The following is a 19,509-nucleotide window of genomic DNA, read 5'->3' on the forward strand; positions in this document are numbered from 1 at the left end:
GGAGCGGTTCCGCTAGCGAAACGATTTGGTCGGAGCGGCGGGATTTGAACCCACGACCCCTAGTCCCCCAGACTAGTGCGCTAACCGGGCTGCGCCACGCTCCGACGCCCCAGGCGGGGCGCCGTTGCTCTAGCGCCAGTCGCACTGCGGCGCAAGCGGTCGCCGAAGCCGCCAGGCCGAGCAGGTGAACGGCGGATGAATGGCGGATGAATGGCCCGCCTAGCTTTCGTTCAGGCGACCAACTCTATGAGTCCGGTCGATCGAGCATGATCCCCTCGCCGCATGCCGGCGCCGGCCGTGGATACCGCCCCTCTTCACGCCGAAATCGCTCGAACGCTTTAGCCCGGCCGACAGGGAACGGCCGGGCTTTTTTCTTGCTGTCTTGGTGCGGTCAAAGCGTTAGAATCCGCCCGAATTTTCCCCGGGCCTCGCGTTCTGCTAAGCGGCGACAGGTTCCGCAACAGGGCGCAGGATGATCTCGCAAAAGGCCAAATACGCCCTGAAGGCGCTGGTCGCCCTCGGTCGCGCCCCGGAGGGCAAGCCGTCCTCCATCCGCGATCTCGCCGCGCGCGAGACCATCCCGCAGAGTTTCCTCGAGCAGATCCTGATCGAGCTCAGGCGCGCAGGGTTCGTCGAGAGCCGTCGCGGCAAGGATGGCGGCTACCTGCTCGCCCAGCCGCCGTCGTCGATCGGCCTCGGCCGTGTGTTACGGCTCCTCGATGGCCCGCTCGCCCCTTTGCCCTGCCTGTCGCGCACCGCCTATCGGCGTTGCTCCGACTGCGCGGACGAGGCGAACTGCACGGTCCGCCGGATTTTTCAGGACATGTACGAGACCACCGTCGAGATCATGGACCGCACGACCCTCAAGGACGCGATCGACGCGCCGGCGGAGACGACGGATCGCCTCCAGCTATCGAGCTGATCGCCCGATAAATCAACGATGGAACAAAATCTATAGAAAGACGCTCTGTTGCGTTGACAATCCCGACTCAGCGTGTCGTGTATTTGGCGTCGCCTTATCGGAGATCAGTCCATGACCCGCCGCCGCGCCTCGCTCATCTTCGCCGCGCTTGCTCTCGCCGCGCCGCTTTTCGTGACGCCCGCCGCAGCGCAGACCAAGCTGACCAACGTCTCCTACGATCCGACCCGCGAGCTCTATAAGGACTTCAACGCCGCCTTCGAGAAGAACTGGAAGGCGGAGACCGGCGAGACGGTGAAGGTTCAGGTCTCGCATGGCGGCTCGGGCAAGCAGGCGCGGTCGGTGATCGACGGGCTGAACGCCGACGTCGTCACCCTCGCCCTGGCGGCCGACATCGACGCCATCGCAAAGGCGAGCGGCAAACTGCCCGCCGACTGGCAGAAGCGACTGCCGCACAACTCCTCGCCCTACACGTCAACCATCGTGTTCCTGGTCCGCAAGGGCAATCCGAAGGCGATCAAGGACTGGGACGATCTGGTGAAGCCGGACGTCCAGGTCATCACGCCGAACCCGAAGACCTCGGGCGGCGCCCGCTGGAATTACCTTGCGGCCTGGGCCTTCGCCCGCGAGAAGAACGGCGGCGACGACGCCAAGGCCAAGGCCTTTGTCGGCGACCTGTTCAAGCACGTTCCGGTGCTCGATTCCGGCGCCCGCGGCTCGACCACGACCTTCGCCCAGCGCGAGATCGGCGACGTTCTGCTCGCCTGGGAAAACGAGGCCTTCCTGTCCTTCAAGGAGTTCGGCGAGGACAAGTTCGAGATCGTCTACCCGTCGATCTCCATCCTGGCCGAGCCGCCGGTCGCGCTGGTGGACGCCAATGTCGACAAGAACGGCACCCGCAAGCAGGCGGAGGCCTATCTCAACCTGCTCTACGACCGCGAAGGCCAGCGGCTCGCCGCCAAGCACTTCTACCGGCCGATCAAGCCTGAGCTCGCCGACAAGGAAGACGTCGCGCGCTTCAAGGACCTGAAGCTCGTCACCATCGAGAAGGATTTCGGCGGCTGGGCGAAGGCCCAGGGCGAGCATTTCGGCGACGGCGGCTCCTTCGAACAGATCTACAGGCCCCAGTAAGCGGCCTCCTCCCTCCTGTACTGGCCGCGACCGAAGCTTCCGGCCGCGGTCCTTTCACGTCACGACCACCGGGGAGCTTTCTTGACCGACGCGACCACCGCCGCCGCCGCGGGCGCTAGGCGCCCAACGACCGCCGCGAGCCAGGATCGGCCCTCCCGCATGAGTTCGAGCTTCCGCACGCCGAGCGCCATTCCGGGGTTTGGCCTGACCTACGGCTTCGTCTGGTTCTATCTCTGCCTGATCATCCTGATCCCGCTCGCCGCCGTCGTCCTGTGGGCGGGATCGCTCGGCCCCGCGAGACTGTTCGCGCTCGCGACCGAGCCGCGCACGCTTGCGGCGCTGCGCGTCTCCTTCGGCCTGTCCTTCGCGGCCGCCGCGCTCAACGCCGTGTTCGGCCTGATCGTCGCCTGGGCGCTGACGCGCTATTCCTTCCCGGGCAAGCGGTTGCTCGACGCGGCCGTCGACCTGCCCTTCGCGCTGCCGACCGCGGTCGCGGGCATCGCGCTCTCGGCGATCTACGCGCCGAACGGCCTGATCGGCTCGATCGCGCCGTTCAAGATCGCGTTCACGCCGCTCGGCATTTTCGTCGCGCTGGTGTTCATCGGCCTGCCTTTCGTGGTGCGGACCGTCCAGCCGGTCCTGGCGGACCTCGACCGCGAGCTCGAGGAGGCCTCCGCCACCCTCGGGGCGCGACGGCCCACCACCCTCCTGCGGGTCGTCCTTCCGACGCTGATCCCGGCGCTCCTCACCGGCTTCGCGCTCGCCTTCGCGCGCGCGGTCGGCGAGTACGGCTCGGTGATCTTCATCGCGGGCAACATCCCTTACGTCTCGGAGATCGCGCCGCTGCTCATCATCATGCGGCTCGAGGAGTTCGACTACGGGGCCGCGACCGCGATCGCGACCATCATGCTCGCGATCTCCTTCCTGATGCTGCTCGCCATCAACCTGATCGAAGCCTGGTCGCGCCGGAGGCTCGGACATGCCCGCTGACGCCCCCGCCATGCGGCTCGACAGCCCGACGGCCGAAAGCCCGGCCGCCCGCTTCGCGATCACCGTGATCGCGATCGCGTTTCTCGGCTTCTTCCTGATCCTGCCGCTCTACGCCGTGTTCGCCGAGGCGCTGCGCAACGGGATCGCGGCCTATTTCGAGTCCTTCGAGGACCCCGACACGATCGCGGCGATCCAACTCACCCTTCTCGTGGCGGTGATCGCGGTGCCGCTCAACATCGTGTTCGGCCTCGCGGCCTCCTGGGCGATCGCGAAGTTCGAATTCAAGGGCAAGAGCTTCCTCATCACCCTGATCGACCTGCCGTTTTCCGTTTCGCCCGTGGTCTCGGGCATGTGCTATGTGCTGCTGTTCGGCGCCAACGGCTATCTCGGCCCCTGGCTCGTCAAACACGACATCCAGATCATCTTCGCCGTGCCCGGCCTCGTGCTCGCGACCATCTTCGTGACCTTCCCCTTCGTGGCCCGCGAACTGATCCCGCTGATGCAGGAGCAGGGGACCAGCGAGGAGGAAGCGGCGCTCTCGCTCGGCGCAGGCGGGTGGCGCACCTTCTGGTCGGTGACGCTGCCGAACGTGCGCTGGGCGCTGCTCTACGGCGTGCTGCTCTGCAACGCCCGCGCGATGGGCGAGTTCGGCGCGGTCTCGGTCGTCTCCGGACATCTGCGCGGGCTCACCAACACGATCCCATTGCAGGTCGAGATCCTCTACAACGACTACAATTTCGTGGCCGCCTTCGCGGCGGCCTCCGTGCTCGCGGGCCTCGGCCTCGTGACGCTCGCCATCAAGTCCGGGCTGGAATGGCGCTACGGCGACCAGATCTCCGCCGCGCACCGCCACTGAGTTCGAGGAGCCTTCGATGGAGCTCAAGATCCGCAACCTCCGCAAGGAGTACGGCGCCTTCCCGGCCCTGAACGGCGTGAGCCTCGACATCCGCTCGGGCGAGCTGATCGCGCTGCTCGGGCCGTCGGGCTCTGGCAAGACGACGCTGCTGCGGGCGATCGCGGGGCTCGAGGTTCCGGACGGCGGCCAGATCCTGTTCGGCGACGTCGACGCGCTCGGCAGGCGCGTCCAGGATCGCAATGTCGGCTTCGTGTTCCAGCATTACGCGCTGTTCCGACACATGAAGGTGTTCGACAACATCGCCTTCGGCCTGCGGGTGCGCGGCCGGGATCGACGGCCGCCCGAAGCCCATATCCGCAAGAGGGTCCTCGAGCTGCTCGACCTCGTGCAGCTCAACGGCCTCGAGGGCCGCTACCCGGCGCAGCTCTCGGGCGGCCAGCGCCAGCGCGTGGCGCTCGCCCGGGCGCTCGCGATCGAGCCGAAGGTTCTGCTGCTCGATGAGCCGTTCGGCGCGCTCGACGCGCAGGTCCGCAAGGAGCTCCGCCGCTGGCTCCGCCAGATCCACGACGAGACCGGCCACACCACCGTCTTCGTCACCCACGACCAGGAGGAGGCGATGGAGCTCGCCGACCGGGTCGCGGTGCTGCACAAAGGCGACCTGCAGCAGGTCGGCAGCCCCGACGAGATCTATGACGAGCCCGCGAACCCCTTCGTCTACGCCTTCATCGGCGACTCGACGGCCCTGCCGGTGACGATCGAGCGGGGCAGGGCGATGCTCGACGGTGCCCCGCTCGTTCTCGGGCCCGTCGACGCGCCCGAAGGGGCGGCGCGCGTCCATGTGCGGCCGCAGGACGTGCGGCTCGCGGACGAGAGCGAGTCGGTGGTCTCGGGACGCGTCATGACGCTGCGCCGCTCCGGCCAGTACCGCCGCGTCGACATTGCGGTCGGCGAGCGCCACACCCGCGTCGAGGCGCTGCTGCCCCCGGAGGCGGAGATCGCCGTCGGCGACCAGGTCGGCCTCGCCTTCCGGCGCTTCGCGATCTTCCCCGAAGAGAAGGAGCCGCCGAAGCTCGGGCTGGCGCGGGAAGCCAAGGCTGCCTGAGGCGCACTACTCCCAAGCGCTCGCGACCGCTACTCTCCGCGCGCGCGGATTCGCGCGGGCGGGGTTCCGGATCGCGATGACCCTTCATGTGGCGTAAGGCGGCGTCTGTCGGCGGGCTGACATTGCTCAGCCGCGCCTTCGGCTTCGTGCGCGACGTGATGATGGCGGCGCTGCTGGGCGCCGGGCCGCTCGCCGACGCCTTCATGGTGGCGTTCCGCCTGCCGAACCATTTTCGGGCGATCTTCGCCGAAGGGGCGTTCAACGCCGCTTTCGTGCCGCGCTATGCCCGCGCGCTGACGCGCGACGGGGAGGGCGCCGCCAAGGCCTTCGGCGAGGACGTGCTGTCCATCACCCTGCTGGCGCAGGCCGTGCTGCTCGTGGCCGCGCTGATCTTCGCGCCGCTTGTCGTCGCGGCGCTGGCGCCGGGCTTCGCCGACGACCCGCCGCAGCTCGCGCTGACCGCGGAGCTGACCCGCATCACCTTTCCCTATCTCCTGCTGATCTCGGCCATGACGCTGGTCGCGGGCGTGCTCAACGCCCATGACCGCTTCGCGGCCGCCGCCTCGGCCTCGATCCTGCTCAACATCTGCATGATCGCGGCGCTGATGGCCGCGGGCTGGTTCCCGACCGTCGCCCACGCGCTCGCCTGGGGCGTGCTGGTCTCCGGCTTCGCGCAGCTCGCGCTGGTGTGGTGGGACATGCGCCGCTCCGGCGTCTCGCTCGGGCTGCGCCTGCCGCGCCTCACCGCCAACGTGAAGAACTTCCTCACCGGCTTCGGCCCGGCGGTGCTCGGCTCGGCCGGCGTCCAGATCGCGATGTTCGCCGACACGATCCTCGCCTCCTTCCTGCCGTCCGGCTCGGTCTCTTATCTCTATTACGCCGACCGGCTCTACCAGCTGCCGCTCGCGGTGGTCGGCATCGCGGTCGGCACCGTGCTGCTGCCGGAGCTCGCGCGCCGCCTCGCCTCCGACGACCTCGCAGGCGCGCGTGACCGCCTGAACCGCGCGCTCGAGGGCGCGCTGCTGATGACGCTGCCCTTCGTCGCTCTGTTCGCCGCCGCGCCCGGCCCCGTGGTCGCGGCGCTGTTCGGGCGAGGGGCGTTCGACGCCGCTGCCGTGGCCGGGGCCGCCGCCGCGCTCCAGGCCTACGCGTTCGGCCTGCCGGCGGTGGTCGCGCTGCGCTGCGTGACGCCGGCCTTCCACGCCTCCGGCGACACCGCGACGCCGGTCAAGGCGCTCGCCGTCGCGACGATCGCGAATGTCGCGCTCAAATTCCTGCTGATCGGCTCGTTCCTGCACGCCGGCCTCGCCTTCGCGACCTCGGTCGGCGCCTGGATCAACCTCGCGCTGCTCGTCGTGCTGCTCCGCCGCCGCGACGGCTTCTCGCCGGACCGCCGCTTCTGGATCAACATCGCGTCCGTGACGATCGCGACCGCGGCCTCGGTCGCCGCGATCCTCTGGTCGCTCGAGTCCGCGCACGCGGCGCGCGGGCTGATCCCCGCCTTCCCGGATCTTGCGCCGGCCGCGATGATCGGCGTCGCGGGGGTCCTGGCCTACGCCGCCTTCGCGGCCGCCGGTTACGTGATCGCCCGCAGGCTTCGCGGTTGAGAGTCAGCCCGGAACTGCGCGGGTCGAGCCCGTCGGTTCGGCGGCGCGCCGCCGCTCCCAGGCGGCGTTCGCGGCCACGAACCCCCATGTCATGCCGAGCAGCGCCCATTGATGGCGCCAATGGTCGACGTCGATCACCGCCGCCTCGACCATCAGCACCATCCAGGTCGAGAAGCAGCAGATGAAGACCGGCCGCCACGGCGTCGCGACCAGGACGTAGCGGAAGCCGAAGACCAGCGTCAGCGCGGTCATGACGATCAGCGAGATCCCGCCCAGCCAGCCATAGGACAGGAAGCCGTTGAGATAGGTGTTGTGGACGTCGGCCCCGACGACCTTCCCGAACTGGAAGATGCCGATGCCGAGCGGCTGGTCGAGCGCGATCCGCCACCCGATCACATGGTTCGAGAAGCGGCCGCCATGGCCGACGTCGTAGTTCTGCTCGAGGCTGGCGCGCTCGGCGAACAGGTCGCCGACCGCCGGAATCTGCAGCAGACCGATGATCAGCAAGGCCCCGGCGCCCGCCGCCGCGATGCAGGTCACAAGGATGCGGGCGCGGCTGCCGGGCGACGGCGCGACCAGGATGGTGAACGTCGTCATCACGGCGGCGGAGGCGATCAGGTGGCCCCAGGAGCCGCGCGAGAACGACAGGAACACGCCCGCCATGACGGCGCCGAGCAGCGCGAGCCAGATCAGCGAGCGCTTCAGGTCGCTCGAATAGAGCCGCTGGATGAGCACCAGCGCCGGGAAGATCAGATGCGGCGCGTAGACGTTCGGGTCCTTGAACGCGCCCTTGGCCCGGCTGAACAGCAGCAGCTTGTCGGAGAACGGGACCAGGTGGAAATAGCCGATGATCGCGAGCCCGCCGCTGATCACGCCGGCGACGAGCCAGGCGTTGGCGATCAGCCGCGCGCGCTCCTCCGTGCGCTCGGCGAGGAACAGCGCGAAGAACACGCCCGTGGCCGCCAGGAAGATGCCGACGATCGTCCATTTCAGCGTGTCGGGGCGGTCGAAGACCTTGTTGAGGGTCACCACCGCGCCGAGCTGGTAGAGGATGACGAGCAACAGGAAGGGCAGCAGCGTGCGGGGCAGCTTCAGGCCCGTGAAGGCGAACAGCACGAGCGAGCCGACGATCAGCAGGTCATAGGCCGCCGGCTCGAACATCACGAAGAAGCTCGTGGCCACGGCGAGCCAGACGATCCCCTCCCGGACGTCTTCGGTGGTCAGGCGGAAGCGGCGCGGCGGGCTGTCGGACCGCAGGGCGCCGACGGCGCTCAATAGGCGTTCTCGGCCTTGGCGAGCGCGAAGGGCGTCCTGAGCAGGATCATCAGATCGAACAGGATCGACCAGTTCTCGATGTAATAGAGGTCGTGATCGACGCGCTTCCTGAGCTTCTCCTGATTGTCGACCTCGCCCCGCCAGCCGTTGATCTGCGCCCAGCCGGTGACGCCGGGCTTGACCTTGTGGCGCGCGAAATAGCCGTCAACCACATCGTTCCAGAGGCGCTGCGAGGTGTGGGCGTTGACGGCGTGCGGGCGGGGGCCGACCAGCGACAGTTCGCCCTTGAGCACGTTGAACAGCTGCGGCAGCTCGTCAATCGAGGTCTTGCGGATGAACCTGCCGACCCGCGTCACCCGCGAATCGTTCTTGGTCACGACCGTCTTGGCCTCCGGGTCCGACATTTCGTGGCGCAGCGAGCGGAACTTGAAGACCTCGATGACCTCGTTGTTGAAGCCGTATCGCTTCTGGCGGAAGAACACCGGACCCTTCGAATCGAGCTTGATCGCGATCGCGGTTCCGATCATCAGCGGAGCCAGGACGATGAGCGCGAGCGAGCCGACGATGACGTCGAAGGCGCGCTTGGCGACGAAGTCCCAGTTCTGGATCGGCTTCTCGGCGAGCTCCACCATCGGGATCGCGCCGAGATAGGAATAGGCTCGCGGACGGAAGCGCAGCTTGTCGGTGTGCGCCGACAGCCGGATGTCGACGGGAAGCACCCAGAGCGTCTTGAGGATCTCGGCGACGCGGCCCTCGGCGCTGACCGGGATCGTCACGATCAGCAGGTCGACGCGGGCGAGCCGCCCGAACTCCACCAGTTCGGCGATGTTGCCGAGCTTCGGATAGCCGGCGACGAGCGGAGGCGAGCGATCGTTCGATCGGTCGTCGAACACGCCGCAGATGTTGACGTCGTTGCCGGGCGTCGACTCGAGCGAGCGGATCAGGTCCGCGGCCGGCTCGCCGCCGCCGACGATCACCGCCTTGCGGCCGAGCCGACCCTCGCGCGCCCATTGCTGCACCAGGACGACCAGCACGCTATGGCCGATGACGAAGCCCGCGCCGCCGAAAAGAAACCAGTAGCCCATCCAGTCGCGCTGCACGGCGCCGCCGAAGTCGAAATAGGCGCCGATTGCGGCGAAGCCCGCGAAGACCAGCGTCCATGCGCCGAGAATCCGGCCGAGCTGGCCGCCGAAATTGCGGAAGGCGACGACGTGATAGGCGTCCGCGGCCTGCGCGAAGATTGCCGAGAGGGCGACGCCGATCGCCATCGCCAGCAGATAGGGCCAGGCGATCGGCACGGCGCCCGGAAACGCGAATTCGTGGGCGACGAGGCCCGAGCCCACCACGATGGCGACGTCCATCACCCGCACCGCGCCGACGAGCAGCACCTGCGAGATCGAGGCAGCGCTGAACCGTTCCGCGATTTCGCGGGCCTGTTCGTTCAGTCGAGCTTGCCGCGGCGTCGCCGGCTCTGGCGCCGGTTCGCGGACCTTGAATTGCACCATCGACACGTCGGCCACTTTCTCGCTCCGAATGTGAGCGAGGCCACTATGCCCTTAAAATCCCACCAACGGTTTACGGCGACCCGTCAACCAAGGTTTCTCCGCTTTTGGATGCCATCGCGGTAAATGGTTTCGATCCTCGAAGACATCTCTTTCAGAGAAAACTCGTGGCCGATATGTCGCCTGCGGGCCTCTGCGGCCTCTCGCGCGGCCTCCGGGGAAGCGTGGAGCTCGGCCATGGCCGCGGCGAGCGCGGCCGAATCTCCCGGCGGGATGAGCGCATCGGAATAGGGGCCAAAGATCTCCGGAATGCCTCCGACGCGCGTCGCGATCATCGGCAGGCCCGCGGCGATCGCCTCCAGCACGACATAGGGCATCGATTCGGCCCGCGAGGGGACCACGATCGCCCGGCCGAGCGCGAACGCCTCGCGGGCCGGCATGGGGGCGCGGAAGCGCACGTGATCCTTGAGGCCGGCGGCGTCGACAAAGGCCCGATACTTCGCTTCGTCGGGACCGTCGCCGACGATCACCGCGCTCGCCCTGCGGCCTGAGTCCGCGAGAAGCTTCAGCGCGTCGAGAAACACGTCGACGCCCTTCAGGTCGCGCAGCATGCCGAGATAAAGGAAGTCGGCGGCCTCGGCCGCAGGGGCGACGGGCTCGAACTCCTCCGGCCTCAGCCCGTTGCGGACCACGGCCGCCGGGCAGCGGGGCGGCCCGACCTTCTCGACAAAGATCCGCTCCTCATAGGCGCTCACATGGATCAGCGAATCCGTGATCCGCTCGAGCGCCCGTTCGACCGCGAAATAGAGCCGGCCCTCCGTGGACGTCGCCTCGTAATGAAGGCTGCCGCCATGCGGGGCGTAGAATCGCGCGACAGGCCGCGTCCGGCCGAGCCACGCGCCGACCAGCCGGCCGAAAACGCCGCCCTTGGCGCCGTGGGCGTGGATGACGTCGGGCTTCAGCGGAGAAAGCGCGCCGCGCACCTTCACAAGCGCGAGAGCGTCGGACGGAGCTATGTTCCTGGCGATCGGAAGGCGCACGGCCCCGAGCGCGAGTCGGGGCTCGACCGCGGCGATCTTCGCGTCTTCGAACGCGCCGCCCGTCAGGCTGTCGCAGACGACGCCGACGGCGTGGCCGGAGGCGGACTGCGCCTCGGCGAGGTCGATGATGTGCCTGAAGATGCCCCCGACGGGCGAGCGGACGACATGGACGATTCGCAGCGGCTGAGCGTCGGACATGGAGGCTCGCGATAGGAGTGTTCCGGAGATGCCTAAGCCCGAAACCCTAAGCGCCCGTCACCACGGCCGGATTCGGCCCGGACACGTTCAGAACCAGCGTTCCAGAACCGTGACCGTGTCGCCCGGTCGGATCGGATAGGTGAGGGGCACCTCGGCTTTGTAGACCCGGTCGCCGATGCGGCGGGTGAGCTCCACCCTGTTCTGCACCGCGCGGGGGCTGAAGCCGTTGGCGATCGCCACCGCGTTCTGGGCCGTCATGCCGGCGACGTAAGGATACTGGCCGGACTGCGTCACCTCGCCGAGGATGAAGAACGGGCGATAGGACTCGATCTCGACCGAAACGTTAGGATCGCGCAGGAACCCGCTCTTCAGCTTGGATTCTATTCCGGTGCGGACCTGGTCCGAGGTCTGGCCCTCGACCTTCAGGCGGCCGACCAGCGGCATCGCGATCGCGCCATCGGGCTCCACGGCGTAGGAATTGCTGAGGTTCTGCTGGCCGAACACGTTGACGCGCAGCCGGTCGCCGCTTGCGAGCGCGTAAGGTTCGTCGAAGGCCGCCGCGAGCGGCGGCGGCACCGCGCGAGGCGCGGCGCAGCCTGCGAGCGCGGCCGTTGCGAGAAGCGCGAGCATAAGACGCCGCGACCGTTTCAAGACGACGCCCCCGTCGGGTCAAGGTTTATGCTTCGTTACACCGGCAGGGTTAACAATCGGTTCTGCGGTTAACGGCCGGCGAGCCGCCGGTTAACCGGCCGGCAACCATGATCGTGCTCGATTGCCAGGGTCGAGACCGCGGTGACGGCGCGCATCGAGGAGCGGGAATGGCCAAGAGCGGCGCCCACCACAGGGACGGCGAGGCGTCTGAAAGCGGCGAGATCGATCTGCGCGCGCTCGGCCAGGGCATCTGGCGGCGCAAGTTCTGGATCCTCGGTCCGGCTCTGCTGGCGGCGATCGCGGCGATCGCCTTCGTGCAGATCTCCGCGCCGCTCTACCGCTCCAGCGCGCTCGTCCTGATCGAGAATCGCGAGGGCGCGGCGCCGGGCGGCGAGCGTGGTCTCTCCTTGCCGGACGAGCAGGCGGTCGCGAGCCAGGTCCAGCTGATTCAGTCGCGCGACCTCGTTCGTCAGGTCGTAAAGTCCCTCGACCTTTCAAAGGACCCCGAATTCGGCCCGAAGGGTCCCGGCCTCATCTCCAAGATTCTCGGTTTCGTCGGGCTCGGCGGCGAGGCCAGGTCGCTCCCCATGAACGAGCGCGTGGTCGACCGGGTCGCCGCGAATCTGAGCGTCTATCCGGTGTCCGGCTCGCGTGTCGTGGGCGTCGAGTTCGTCTCCCAGAACGCCGATTCGGCGGCTCGGATCGTCAACGGCTTCGTCGACGCCTATCTCGACATCCAGCGCGACTCCAAGCGCGAGACCAACCGCCAGGCGAGCCAGTATCTCTCCGACGAGATCGCCAATCTGCGCGGCCGCGTCGGCGAGGCCGAAGAGCGCGTCGAGGCGTTCCGGGCCAAGGCCGGGCTGCTCGTCGGCACCAACAACACGACGGTCGCGGCCCAGCAGCTCGGCGACATGTCGAATCAGCTCTCGACGAGCCGCACCCAGCAGGCCGAGGCCCAGGCCAAGGCCGACATGATCCGCACCGTGCTGAAGCAGGGCCGGCCCGCCGAGGCGCTCGACATCGCGAATTCCGAGACGGTGCGCCAGCTCTCCCAGCGCCGTTCCGAGCTCGCCGCCCAGATCGCGAGCGAAGGCCGGACGCTGCTGCCCCAGCATCCGCGCATGCGCGAGCTTTCGGCGCAGCTGTCCGGGCTCGACGAGCAGATCCGCTCCGAGGCCGACAAGCTCGCCCGCGCCTTCGACAACGAGGCCAAGACCGCAGGCGCTCGGGTGTCGGCGCTCGCCAAGCAGCTTGACCAGCTCAAGACCACGGCCGCGACCGCCAACAACCAGGAGGTCCAGCTCCGCGCGCTCGAGCGCGAGGCGCGGTCGCAGCGCGACCTGCTGGAGCAGATGCTGACCCGGTACCGCGAGACGAGCGCTCGCGAAAACCCGGAGGCGCTGCTTGCCGACGCCCGGGTGATCTCGCGCGGCGCCGCGGCAACCGAGCCCTACTTTCCGAAGAAGACCGCGACGGTCGCGCTCGCGACGCTCGGCGTCTTCGTGCTCGCGCTCTTCGTCGCGGCCGCCGCCGAACTGTTCGGCGGCGGCCGGCGATCGCGCGAGATCGACCACGGGCCGCCGCCTGCGCTTGGCGAACAGCCGGCTTTCGGGCGGCTCCAGGGGCCCATGCCGTCCTCCGGGCCGCCGACGCCTGCGCCGGAGCCGCAGGCCGGCCGTGACGACGATCCGAAGCCCGATCTGCCGAAACCCGAAGAGGCGAAGACTGCGCCTGTGCTGGCATCGGCGTCCGCCGTCGCTCCGGAGCCTGTCGCGCCCGAAGCGCCCGAGCCGTCGAAGACCGCGCCTGGCGCCCGATCGTCTGCGGGAGCAGCTCCGGCAGTCGCCGCGGTCGCAACCGCGGCAGGAGCGACCGCCGCCGCAAGGCCAAGCCCTGCGAAGCTCAGCCCTGCGACCTCGCTCGGCCGTCCTACGGCCCGCGCGGCGACCATCGAGTTCGCCGACGCCGCGCTGGTCGCGGCGCTCGCCCGCCAGCTCGCCGCGATGCCGACGGGCGACGGCGCGCTCAGGATTCTCACGACCGGCGCCACGCCGGACCTCGGCGTCGCGAGCGTCGCGGCGCGGCTCGCGGCGACGATCTCCGAATCCGGCCGCCGGGTCGTCGCGGTCGACGCGGCGGGCGGCGCGCGCAATGGCGAGGAGGGGCCGGGCCTCGCCGAACTCCTGTCCGGCGACGCGACCTTCGCGCAGGCGATCCACCGCGACCGCGGTTCGCGCGTCCACCTCGTGCCGCAGGGCGCGGAGCCTTTCGAGCGGCTCGACCCGGCGGCGCGGTCCCGCCTCGGCATCGTGCTGGAGGCGCTCGCGCTCACCTATGACTTCGTGATGATCACCACGCCGAGCGGCCCCGGCGGCTCCGACGCGTTCGCCGCGCATTGCGGCGCGGCCGTGCTGGTCTCGAACGCCGGCGCGGCCGACGCCGTCACCGTCGAGGCGCATCAGCGGCTCAGGGCGAACGGCATCGACGACGTGGTGGTGCTGCTGATCACCGACGGCGGCGGCACGCCCGGAGGCCGCTCGCTCGCCGCTTGACCGCGCGGCGAGCGCCGATCGCCTTCAGGAGTGATGGTCTTCGGCCGATGCGGCGCTTCTGCGTCCGGCCATCGCCTTGCGCGCGCGATCGAGCAGCGCGTAGGCGCGGGGACTTGCCTTCACGCGCGCCTTCGCGGCCGCCGCTCCCGCTACCGCCGCCGCCGCGGCGCGCCCGCGCAGCGTGACGCCGAAGATCGAGTCGAACAGCGGCACGGCGTCTGGGCAGTACATCTTCTTGTAGGCAGCGGCGCCGACGCCGAGGTCGAAGATCGACAGGCCGCGGCGGATCGAATCCTCGACCACGAAATTCATCAGCATCTCGCCGGGGCTGTACTTCGCCCGTTCGCCGCTGGTGATCGAGATGAACATGCCGCAGTAGCGGCCGCGGTCGGCGAGGCCGCCCGTCACCGAGATGATTTCGCCGTCGAGCTCGAACCCGTAGATCTCGACGGTGGGCGCGGCGCCGCTGAGCCCGCAGGCGTCGGCCAGGAACTCGTGGACGCCCTGACGCTCGAACACGTTCGCCACGCCGCGCATCTCGAACTGGCGGGCCTTCTGGTCGAAATAGGCGTCAAGCAAGCGCGCGCGCTGCGCGGCGGTCTCGGCGCGGTAGATGAGCGGATGGCCGAGCTCCTCGAAGCGGCGCATCTTGCGCCGCTGGTTCGAACGCGACTTGGCCGACACGAAGCGTTTCAGATGTTCTTCGAGGCTCGGCGCCAAGGGGCCGCTGAAGCCCGCGTCGGGGGAGGGCTGGCGGGGCAGCGCGGCGAACGGGTTGTCGAAGCCCTCCCAGACGTGAGGCTGGTTCGACAGCGCGAAGGCGTCGATCCGCGCGATCTTCGCGGCGTCGCGCAGCAGACGCATCGCGTCGCCTCCGGCGAAGGCCGCGAGGCTGTCGCGCCGGATGACCGGGAGGTTGTAGTTGACGTGGCTGCCGCCGAGGAAACGCGCGACCCTGATTCCCGCTCGACGCTTCAGGCCGAAGGGCAGCAGCGCCACCGGCCGGCCGGAGGCGTCCCGCGCCACCACGATGAGAGGCTCGACGCCCTCCGGCCCCGCGGCGTGATCCACCCAGGCGCGAAGGAAGGCAGGATTCTGATAGGGCGTGGCGAGCGCCTCGGGCATGAGCGCCGTCCAGAGGGCCGCGACCTCGGAGAGGTCGCGATGGATCTCGACGGTCGCATAGGCCTGGCCCGGCGCAGCGGGGAGCCGGTCGGTCTTCATCATGCCGGCGATCCGATGCGTGGCGGCGTTCGGCTCCCCGCGGTCGCAGGGAGCCTTGCCTCTGGGTTGGAGATACTGCGGCCGCGTCGCAGAAAGGGCGCTACGCGGCATCATGGCGCCGTTCCTTGCCTCGCGCCCCGCGTCACTTGCTCACGCGCAGGTTCGACAGCGAGTCGCCGATGGTCTTGAACGCGTCCTTGAGCGCCGTCTCGTTGCCGGCTGGGAAGTAGTACTCGGCCTTCGACGCGCACGCCTGCATCAACTTCTCGATCTCGCTGTTCTTCGGGATGTTGAACGCGACGGTGTAGATGATCACGCTGGCGCTCTTGGCCGAGTTGCAGACCTCCGTGAGGCGTGCGTTGAGATTCTTGACCGCCTGCGCTTCCTGATCAGTTCCCAGTCGCTTTTCGCTCAGCACGCCGTAGGCCGTGTAGCCGCCCAGGCCGGCGCTCATCGTGTTGGCGCCATCGGTCATCAGCACGAGCGCCTTGCTCATGCGCGGCGTGTTGTAGTCCAACGGGAGTCCCGACAGGGACATGTCCCCGCCCCACTTCCCGCGCCACCTCGGCGAGAGCATCCTCCATCCCCACACAGCGCCAAGATTGACGTGGGTGTTTCCGCCATCCTTCATGTTGTCGATGGCGGTCTCGACCGTCGCCCTCTTCTTGGTCATGGGCAGCATGGGCGACGGGCAATATTTATTGTATTCTTTATTGTACTCGTAGAAAAAGTTGCTCCAAGGAGAACTTGGATCAAGATTGGGATATTTATAGTATCTAAACAGCGTCGATTTATCGAGAGGGGTGAGGGTCGGCGGGGCGTCCGTGGTGTCAAGCTCGCGGGTCCGCTGATTGGCGGAATATGCGCGAGCCTCGATGCAGCCCGACCAACCCGACGGCTTCAGGGCGACGTTGGCGGGGTCCGGGTCCATCCAGGCCAAGTGGTTCGCTACGGCGGGCCCGATGTTCACTGTCTGCGAGAAGGGCACCAGGCCGACATAGAGGTCGTCCGCCTCGGCCTGTCCACCATAGAGGATGTTGAGCAGCGACTTGGCGGAAGATTTTAGCGCGGGCATGCTGCTGCTCATCGAGCCCGTGTTGTCGAGAGCGAGCACTAGTTCCAGGCCCGTCGCGGCGCGCGTGACCTCCGACGTCGCCTTCACCTTCACCAGCTTTGTTCCGAAGATCCGCATGAAGGCCGTCGGCATCTCGGCCTCGGCGCTCAGTGTGATGACGCTCTTCGTCGCGTTCGGCGTCGCGGTGACGGAGGTGACGGTCGCGCCCGAATAGCCGGCCGCGAAGTTCGCCTGCACGAAGCGCTTCGCGTCGGCGTTGTAATCCGTGGTGCTGAGTCTTGCGCCGACCGCGAGACCTGCGGCGTCGAGCGCGTCGGACAATCGGGCCTTGACCAGCACGCCCCGGCCGGTGTCGACCGCGAGCCCGACGCAGCCGATCAGCACCAGCAGCATCAGGCCGATGAGGGGGGCGACGACGCCGTCTTCCGAACGGGCGAGGCGGGCAAGGCGGGCGCGCGGCCCGTTCGACGAGGTGCTCATCAGCAGGGCTTCGTGTTGAGCGCGCCGAGGCGCGGGCGATAGAGCGACTGCGTGTGAAGGTCGATGTTCCCGGTCACGAACTGGGTGAAGAGCGGCTCGTACCGGTAGAAGACCTCGGAGACGATGAGATTGTCGTTGCCGTCGGCGAGCAGCGCCTTGTCGACGTTCGCCGCCGCGCCCTCCTTGCCGATCTTGCTCTGCCACTGCGAGCCGTTGGTGCTGTAGCACTGCCACCGCACCCTCGGCGTCGTGTTGTCGAGATAGACGGACGTCAGGATCGTCACGCCGTTGACGCCGGACCGGTAGGATTTGAGGCTCGATCCCGTGATCCGGAAAACCTGCGCCATGGTGGAGGAGTTCAGCGCCTTGTACTGCGCGGTCACGTCCGCGACCGAGAAGCCGACCTTGTCGACGCCCGACCGCACCTGGATGAAGCGCGTCAGGTCGTAGCCGCCAAGCAGCAGGGTCGCGAGCACCGGCGCCATCAGGGCGAACTCGATCGCGGCGAGCCCGTCCTGCGAACCGCGGAACCGGCGGAGCCGGGAGATGAGCGCGGGGCGGGCCATCAGTACGGCTCGTTCCTGACGGCGATCTCGGATTTCAGCGCGCGAGCGCCGTCCTTGCCGATGAGCTTGCCGATGAAGGGGGTCGAGATCGGCCAGTTATAGGTCGCGGTGTAGACGACGATCTGGGTCGCGCCGCCGAGGCCGCCCTTGCCGCGATCGACGTCGTAGGAGCCGTTGCCGTTGGTGTCGGTGAAGGACTCGCCTGCGTCGCGCTTGCCGTTCTTGTTGGTGTCGGTGAACGGCTCGGGCTGGCCGATGTCGCTGTAGTCCGTGTAGGCCTTGCTGGTGACCTGGATCTTAGCCGGGTCGAGATATTTGGAGGCGGCCGTCTTGATCGCCGCTGACACCGCGTCGGCCTGGGTCTTGCCCGCCTCCTTGAAGCCGGTCTTGCCGACGCGGCTCGCCGCGAACACGGAATTGTCGAGCACCGCCTGCGCGCCCTGCATCAGGCCAAGCTCGACGACGCCGCAAAGCATCAGGACGAGCGGCGGGCCGATCAAGGCGAACTCCAGCGCGGTCGCGCCGCTTGCGTCGCGGCCGAACGGCCGAAAGAGGCGGCGGTGGAGACGGGACGGGATCATGGCTTCGCGGCTGAGATCGGTTCTTTTCTCAAGGCCGGACGCTATGGAGGGAACCTTATACAATCCGTGAAGTCGATCGTGTAAAATCAGCTTCAATTCCGCTGAAAATGCTTGGGAAGGAGGCCGTCGGAGCGGCCGGAGGCCCTCATTCTTGCGGCGACGGCCGTTTCTGCGACCGACGCCGGGCGCGCAAGCTTCAGCGAAATCTCCTCAAATTGTCGACATCCGCGGCGTGGGTCGACGCGCGGCGAGTTCTGCGGGCCTCGCAAGACTTCGTTTACCGTCGGCGCCGAAAGTAGCCGCGACCTACGATCGGGGACCGGAATGAGCGGAGCGCGCACGCGACTGTTTCGCGCGGCGTTCGCGGCGCTCGACCTCGTCGGCGCGAACCGCGCCCTCGGCGCCCGCACGCGCGGCCTCGGCCTGATCCTGACGCTCCACCACGTCCGCAAGTGGGACGGCCGCTCCTTCGCGCCGAACCGTCTGCTCGAAGTCGAGCCGGCCTTCCTCGACCTCGCGCTCGGCCGCGCAACGGAACTCGGCTTCGACTTCGTGACGCTCGACGAGGCCCTCGCACGCGTCCGCGCGGGACGGTCGGAGCGACCCTTCCTGCACGTCACCTTCGACGACGGCTATCGCGACGTCCGCGATGAGGCCCTGCCGATCCTGCGCCGCCATGGCGCGCCGGCGACGCTCTACGTGGCGTCAGGCTTCGCGGAGGGCAGCGTCGACATCTGGTGGCTCGCGCTCGAAGCCGCGCTCGCCCGCGCCTCGGAGATCGCGATCGACCTCGGCGCCGGGAACGAGCGGCTCCCCTGCGCCACGCCGCGCGAGAAGGACGCCGCCTGGTCGCGGATCTATTGGGCGTTGCGCGCGGGTCCGGAGGAGCGGCTGAGAACGGAGACGCAGCGGCTCGCGCTCGAGCAGGGGATCGATCCGCTCTCCTTCGCGCGCGATCTCTGCATGCGCTGGGACGAGCTCCGCGAGGTCGCGGCCGATCCGCTGGTCGAGATCGGCGCCCACACCGTCACCCATCCAATGCTGGCGAAACACCCGGCAGAGGTCGCGCGCGCCGAGATGGCGGAGAGCCGCGAGGCGATCGCGCAGGCGCTCGGCCGGACGCCACGGCACTTCGCCTATCCGGTCGGCGATCTGTCGGCCGCGGGCGCGCGCGATTATGCTCTCGCGGACGAGATCGGCTTCGACAGCGCCGTGACCACGCGGCCCGGCCATCTCGACGCCTCGCACGCCGCGGCGCCGACGGCGCTGCCGCGCGTCTCGCTCAATGGCCATTTCCAGACCCGCGCCGCGGTCGACGCGCTGCTGTCCGGAGCGCCCTTCGCGATGATGCGGGCGGCGCGGAGGCTGACGGGGCGGGCGTAGCCGGCGCATCGCTCATGTCCCGGCCTCGAGCCGGGACCCATTCGGCTCCGTGTTCTCCAAGAAATCGCCGACGTTGGTTCGTCCGGAATGCAGCGCGCTCAATGGGTCCCGGCTCAAGGCCGGGACATGAGGGCGGCGTTCATCGATCAGCGCCTGTCGACGCGCTCCATCCAGCGGATGAGGAGCGCGGCCGGGATGATCCAGATCAGGCCGAAAAAGGCGAAGAAGGCGAGCTGGACGGCGGCGCCGGACTGGGCCAGCCGGACCTGACCGACGATCACCACGACGAGCGCGTAGATCACGACGCCGAGCACCAGCGCGATCCCGCCGATCAGTTTCTTCACGCGGGGCGGCATGGCGGGGCCGGGGTCGCT

Annotated in this window: 17 protein-coding genes and 1 tRNA gene; 8 read left to right on the plus strand and 10 right to left on the minus strand. The window is 68.5% G+C overall.

Translation table 11 applies throughout. The features are described from left to right. Window positions 1-26 precede the first annotated feature (26 nt). Window positions 27-104 (minus strand) — tRNA-Pro (locus tag EK403_RS03480). A 368-nt stretch (window positions 105-472) separates the two neighbouring features. Between EK403_RS03480 and EK403_RS03485 the strand changes: the two genes are divergently transcribed. The 6 genes from EK403_RS03485 (at window position 473) to murJ (ending at window position 6,605) form a co-directional block, all read left to right on the plus strand. Continuing rightward, window positions 473-922 carry an RrF2 family transcriptional regulator gene (locus tag EK403_RS03485; protein WP_128776110.1) on the plus strand — a complete coding sequence of 150 codons (450 nt, stop codon included), beginning with the start codon at window positions 473-475 and terminating at the stop codon, window positions 920-922. Window positions 923-1,033: 111 nt separating this feature from the next. Further along, complete coding sequence (locus EK403_RS03490; protein WP_128776111.1) at window positions 1,034-2,050, plus strand: sulfate ABC transporter substrate-binding protein; 1,017 nt, start codon at window positions 1,034-1,036, stop codon at window positions 2,048-2,050. A gap of 159 nt (window positions 2,051-2,209) precedes the next feature. Further along, entirely contained in the window at window positions 2,210-3,040 is an 831-nt protein-coding gene (gene cysT, locus EK403_RS03495; protein ID WP_128776112.1) for a sulfate ABC transporter permease subunit CysT, read from the plus strand. Next, entirely contained in the window at window positions 3,030-3,896 is an 867-nt protein-coding gene (cysW, locus tag EK403_RS03500; RefSeq protein WP_128776113.1) for a sulfate ABC transporter permease subunit CysW, read from the plus strand. The genes cysT and cysW overlap by 11 nt, the downstream gene beginning before the upstream one ends. Window positions 3,897-3,912: 16 nt before the next feature. Beyond that, window positions 3,913-4,998 (plus strand): sulfate/molybdate ABC transporter ATP-binding protein, encoded by a 1,086-nt coding sequence (locus tag EK403_RS03505; RefSeq protein ID WP_128776114.1) that lies wholly within the window; start codon window positions 3,913-3,915, stop codon window positions 4,996-4,998. Between the two features lie 86 nt (window positions 4,999-5,084). Next, entirely contained in the window at window positions 5,085-6,605 is a 1,521-nt protein-coding gene (murJ, locus tag EK403_RS03510; protein ID WP_128776115.1) for a murein biosynthesis integral membrane protein MurJ, read from the plus strand. 3 nt (window positions 6,606-6,608) lie between these two features. Here murJ and EK403_RS03515 read toward each other — a convergent pair whose 3' ends face one another. The 4 genes from EK403_RS03515 to EK403_RS03530 all read right to left on the minus strand — a co-directional run bounded on the left by EK403_RS03515 (window position 6,609) and on the right by EK403_RS03530 (window position 11,250). Beyond that, complete coding sequence (locus tag EK403_RS03515; RefSeq protein ID WP_245479478.1) at window positions 6,609-7,880, minus strand: O-antigen ligase family protein; 1,272 nt, start codon at window positions 7,878-7,880, stop codon at window positions 6,609-6,611. Next, window positions 7,877-9,385, minus strand: a complete 1,509-nt coding sequence (locus EK403_RS03520; RefSeq protein WP_128776196.1) for an undecaprenyl-phosphate glucose phosphotransferase — start codon at window positions 9,383-9,385, stop codon at window positions 7,877-7,879. Before EK403_RS03520 ends, EK403_RS03515 begins: the two co-directional genes overlap by 4 nt. Window positions 9,386-9,468: 83 nt before the next feature. Beyond that, the gene (locus tag EK403_RS03525) at window positions 9,469-10,620 is read right to left on the minus strand and encodes a glycosyltransferase family 4 protein (protein ID WP_128776116.1); all 1,152 of its coding nucleotides are present in this window, start codon (window positions 10,618-10,620) and stop codon (window positions 9,469-9,471) included. Between the two features lie 87 nt (window positions 10,621-10,707). After that, entirely contained in the window at window positions 10,708-11,250 is a 543-nt protein-coding gene (locus tag EK403_RS03530) for a polysaccharide biosynthesis/export family protein (RefSeq protein ID WP_128776117.1), read from the minus strand. A gap of 188 nt (window positions 11,251-11,438) precedes the next feature. Between EK403_RS03530 and EK403_RS03535 the strand changes: the two genes are divergently transcribed. After that, a complete protein-coding gene (locus tag EK403_RS03535) occupies window positions 11,439-13,826 on the plus strand; it encodes an exopolysaccharide transport family protein (RefSeq protein WP_128776118.1) in 2,388 nt (795 codons plus the stop codon). A gap of 24 nt (window positions 13,827-13,850) precedes the next feature. Here EK403_RS03535 and EK403_RS03540 read toward each other — a convergent pair whose 3' ends face one another. From EK403_RS03540 to EK403_RS03555, 4 genes are all read right to left on the minus strand, one after another. Continuing rightward, entirely contained in the window at window positions 13,851-15,053 is a 1,203-nt protein-coding gene (locus tag EK403_RS03540) for a GNAT family N-acetyltransferase (RefSeq protein WP_128776119.1), read from the minus strand. A gap of 139 nt (window positions 15,054-15,192) precedes the next feature. Further along, a complete protein-coding gene (locus tag EK403_RS03545; protein WP_128776120.1) occupies window positions 15,193-16,605 on the minus strand; it encodes a TadE/TadG family type IV pilus assembly protein in 1,413 nt (470 codons plus the stop codon). Beyond that, a complete protein-coding gene (locus EK403_RS03550) occupies window positions 16,605-17,171 on the minus strand; it encodes a TadE/TadG family type IV pilus assembly protein (RefSeq protein WP_128776121.1) in 567 nt (188 codons plus the stop codon). Before EK403_RS03550 ends, EK403_RS03545 begins: the two co-directional genes overlap by 1 nt. Next, window positions 17,171-17,752, minus strand: a complete 582-nt coding sequence (locus EK403_RS03555; protein ID WP_128776122.1) for a TadE/TadG family type IV pilus assembly protein — start codon at window positions 17,750-17,752, stop codon at window positions 17,171-17,173. The genes EK403_RS03550 and EK403_RS03555 overlap by 1 nt, the downstream gene beginning before the upstream one ends. 324 nt (window positions 17,753-18,076) lie before the next feature. Here EK403_RS03555 and EK403_RS03560 point away from each other — a divergent pair, with 324 nt between their 5' ends. Then, window positions 18,077-19,135: a polysaccharide deacetylase family protein gene (locus EK403_RS03560; RefSeq protein WP_128776123.1), complete on the plus strand. Its 1,059-nt coding sequence runs from the start codon at window positions 18,077-18,079 to the stop codon at window positions 19,133-19,135. 146 nt (window positions 19,136-19,281) lie between these two features. Here EK403_RS03560 and EK403_RS03565 read toward each other — a convergent pair. Continuing rightward, on the minus strand, window positions 19,282-19,509 hold a 228-nt coding region (locus EK403_RS03565), incomplete at its 5' end, for a DUF2842 domain-containing protein (protein WP_245479480.1).

Source organism: Hansschlegelia zhihuaiae, from assembly GCF_004103825.1.
GTDB classification, from domain to species: Bacteria; Pseudomonadota; Alphaproteobacteria; order Rhizobiales; family Methylopilaceae; genus Methylopila; species Methylopila zhihuaiae.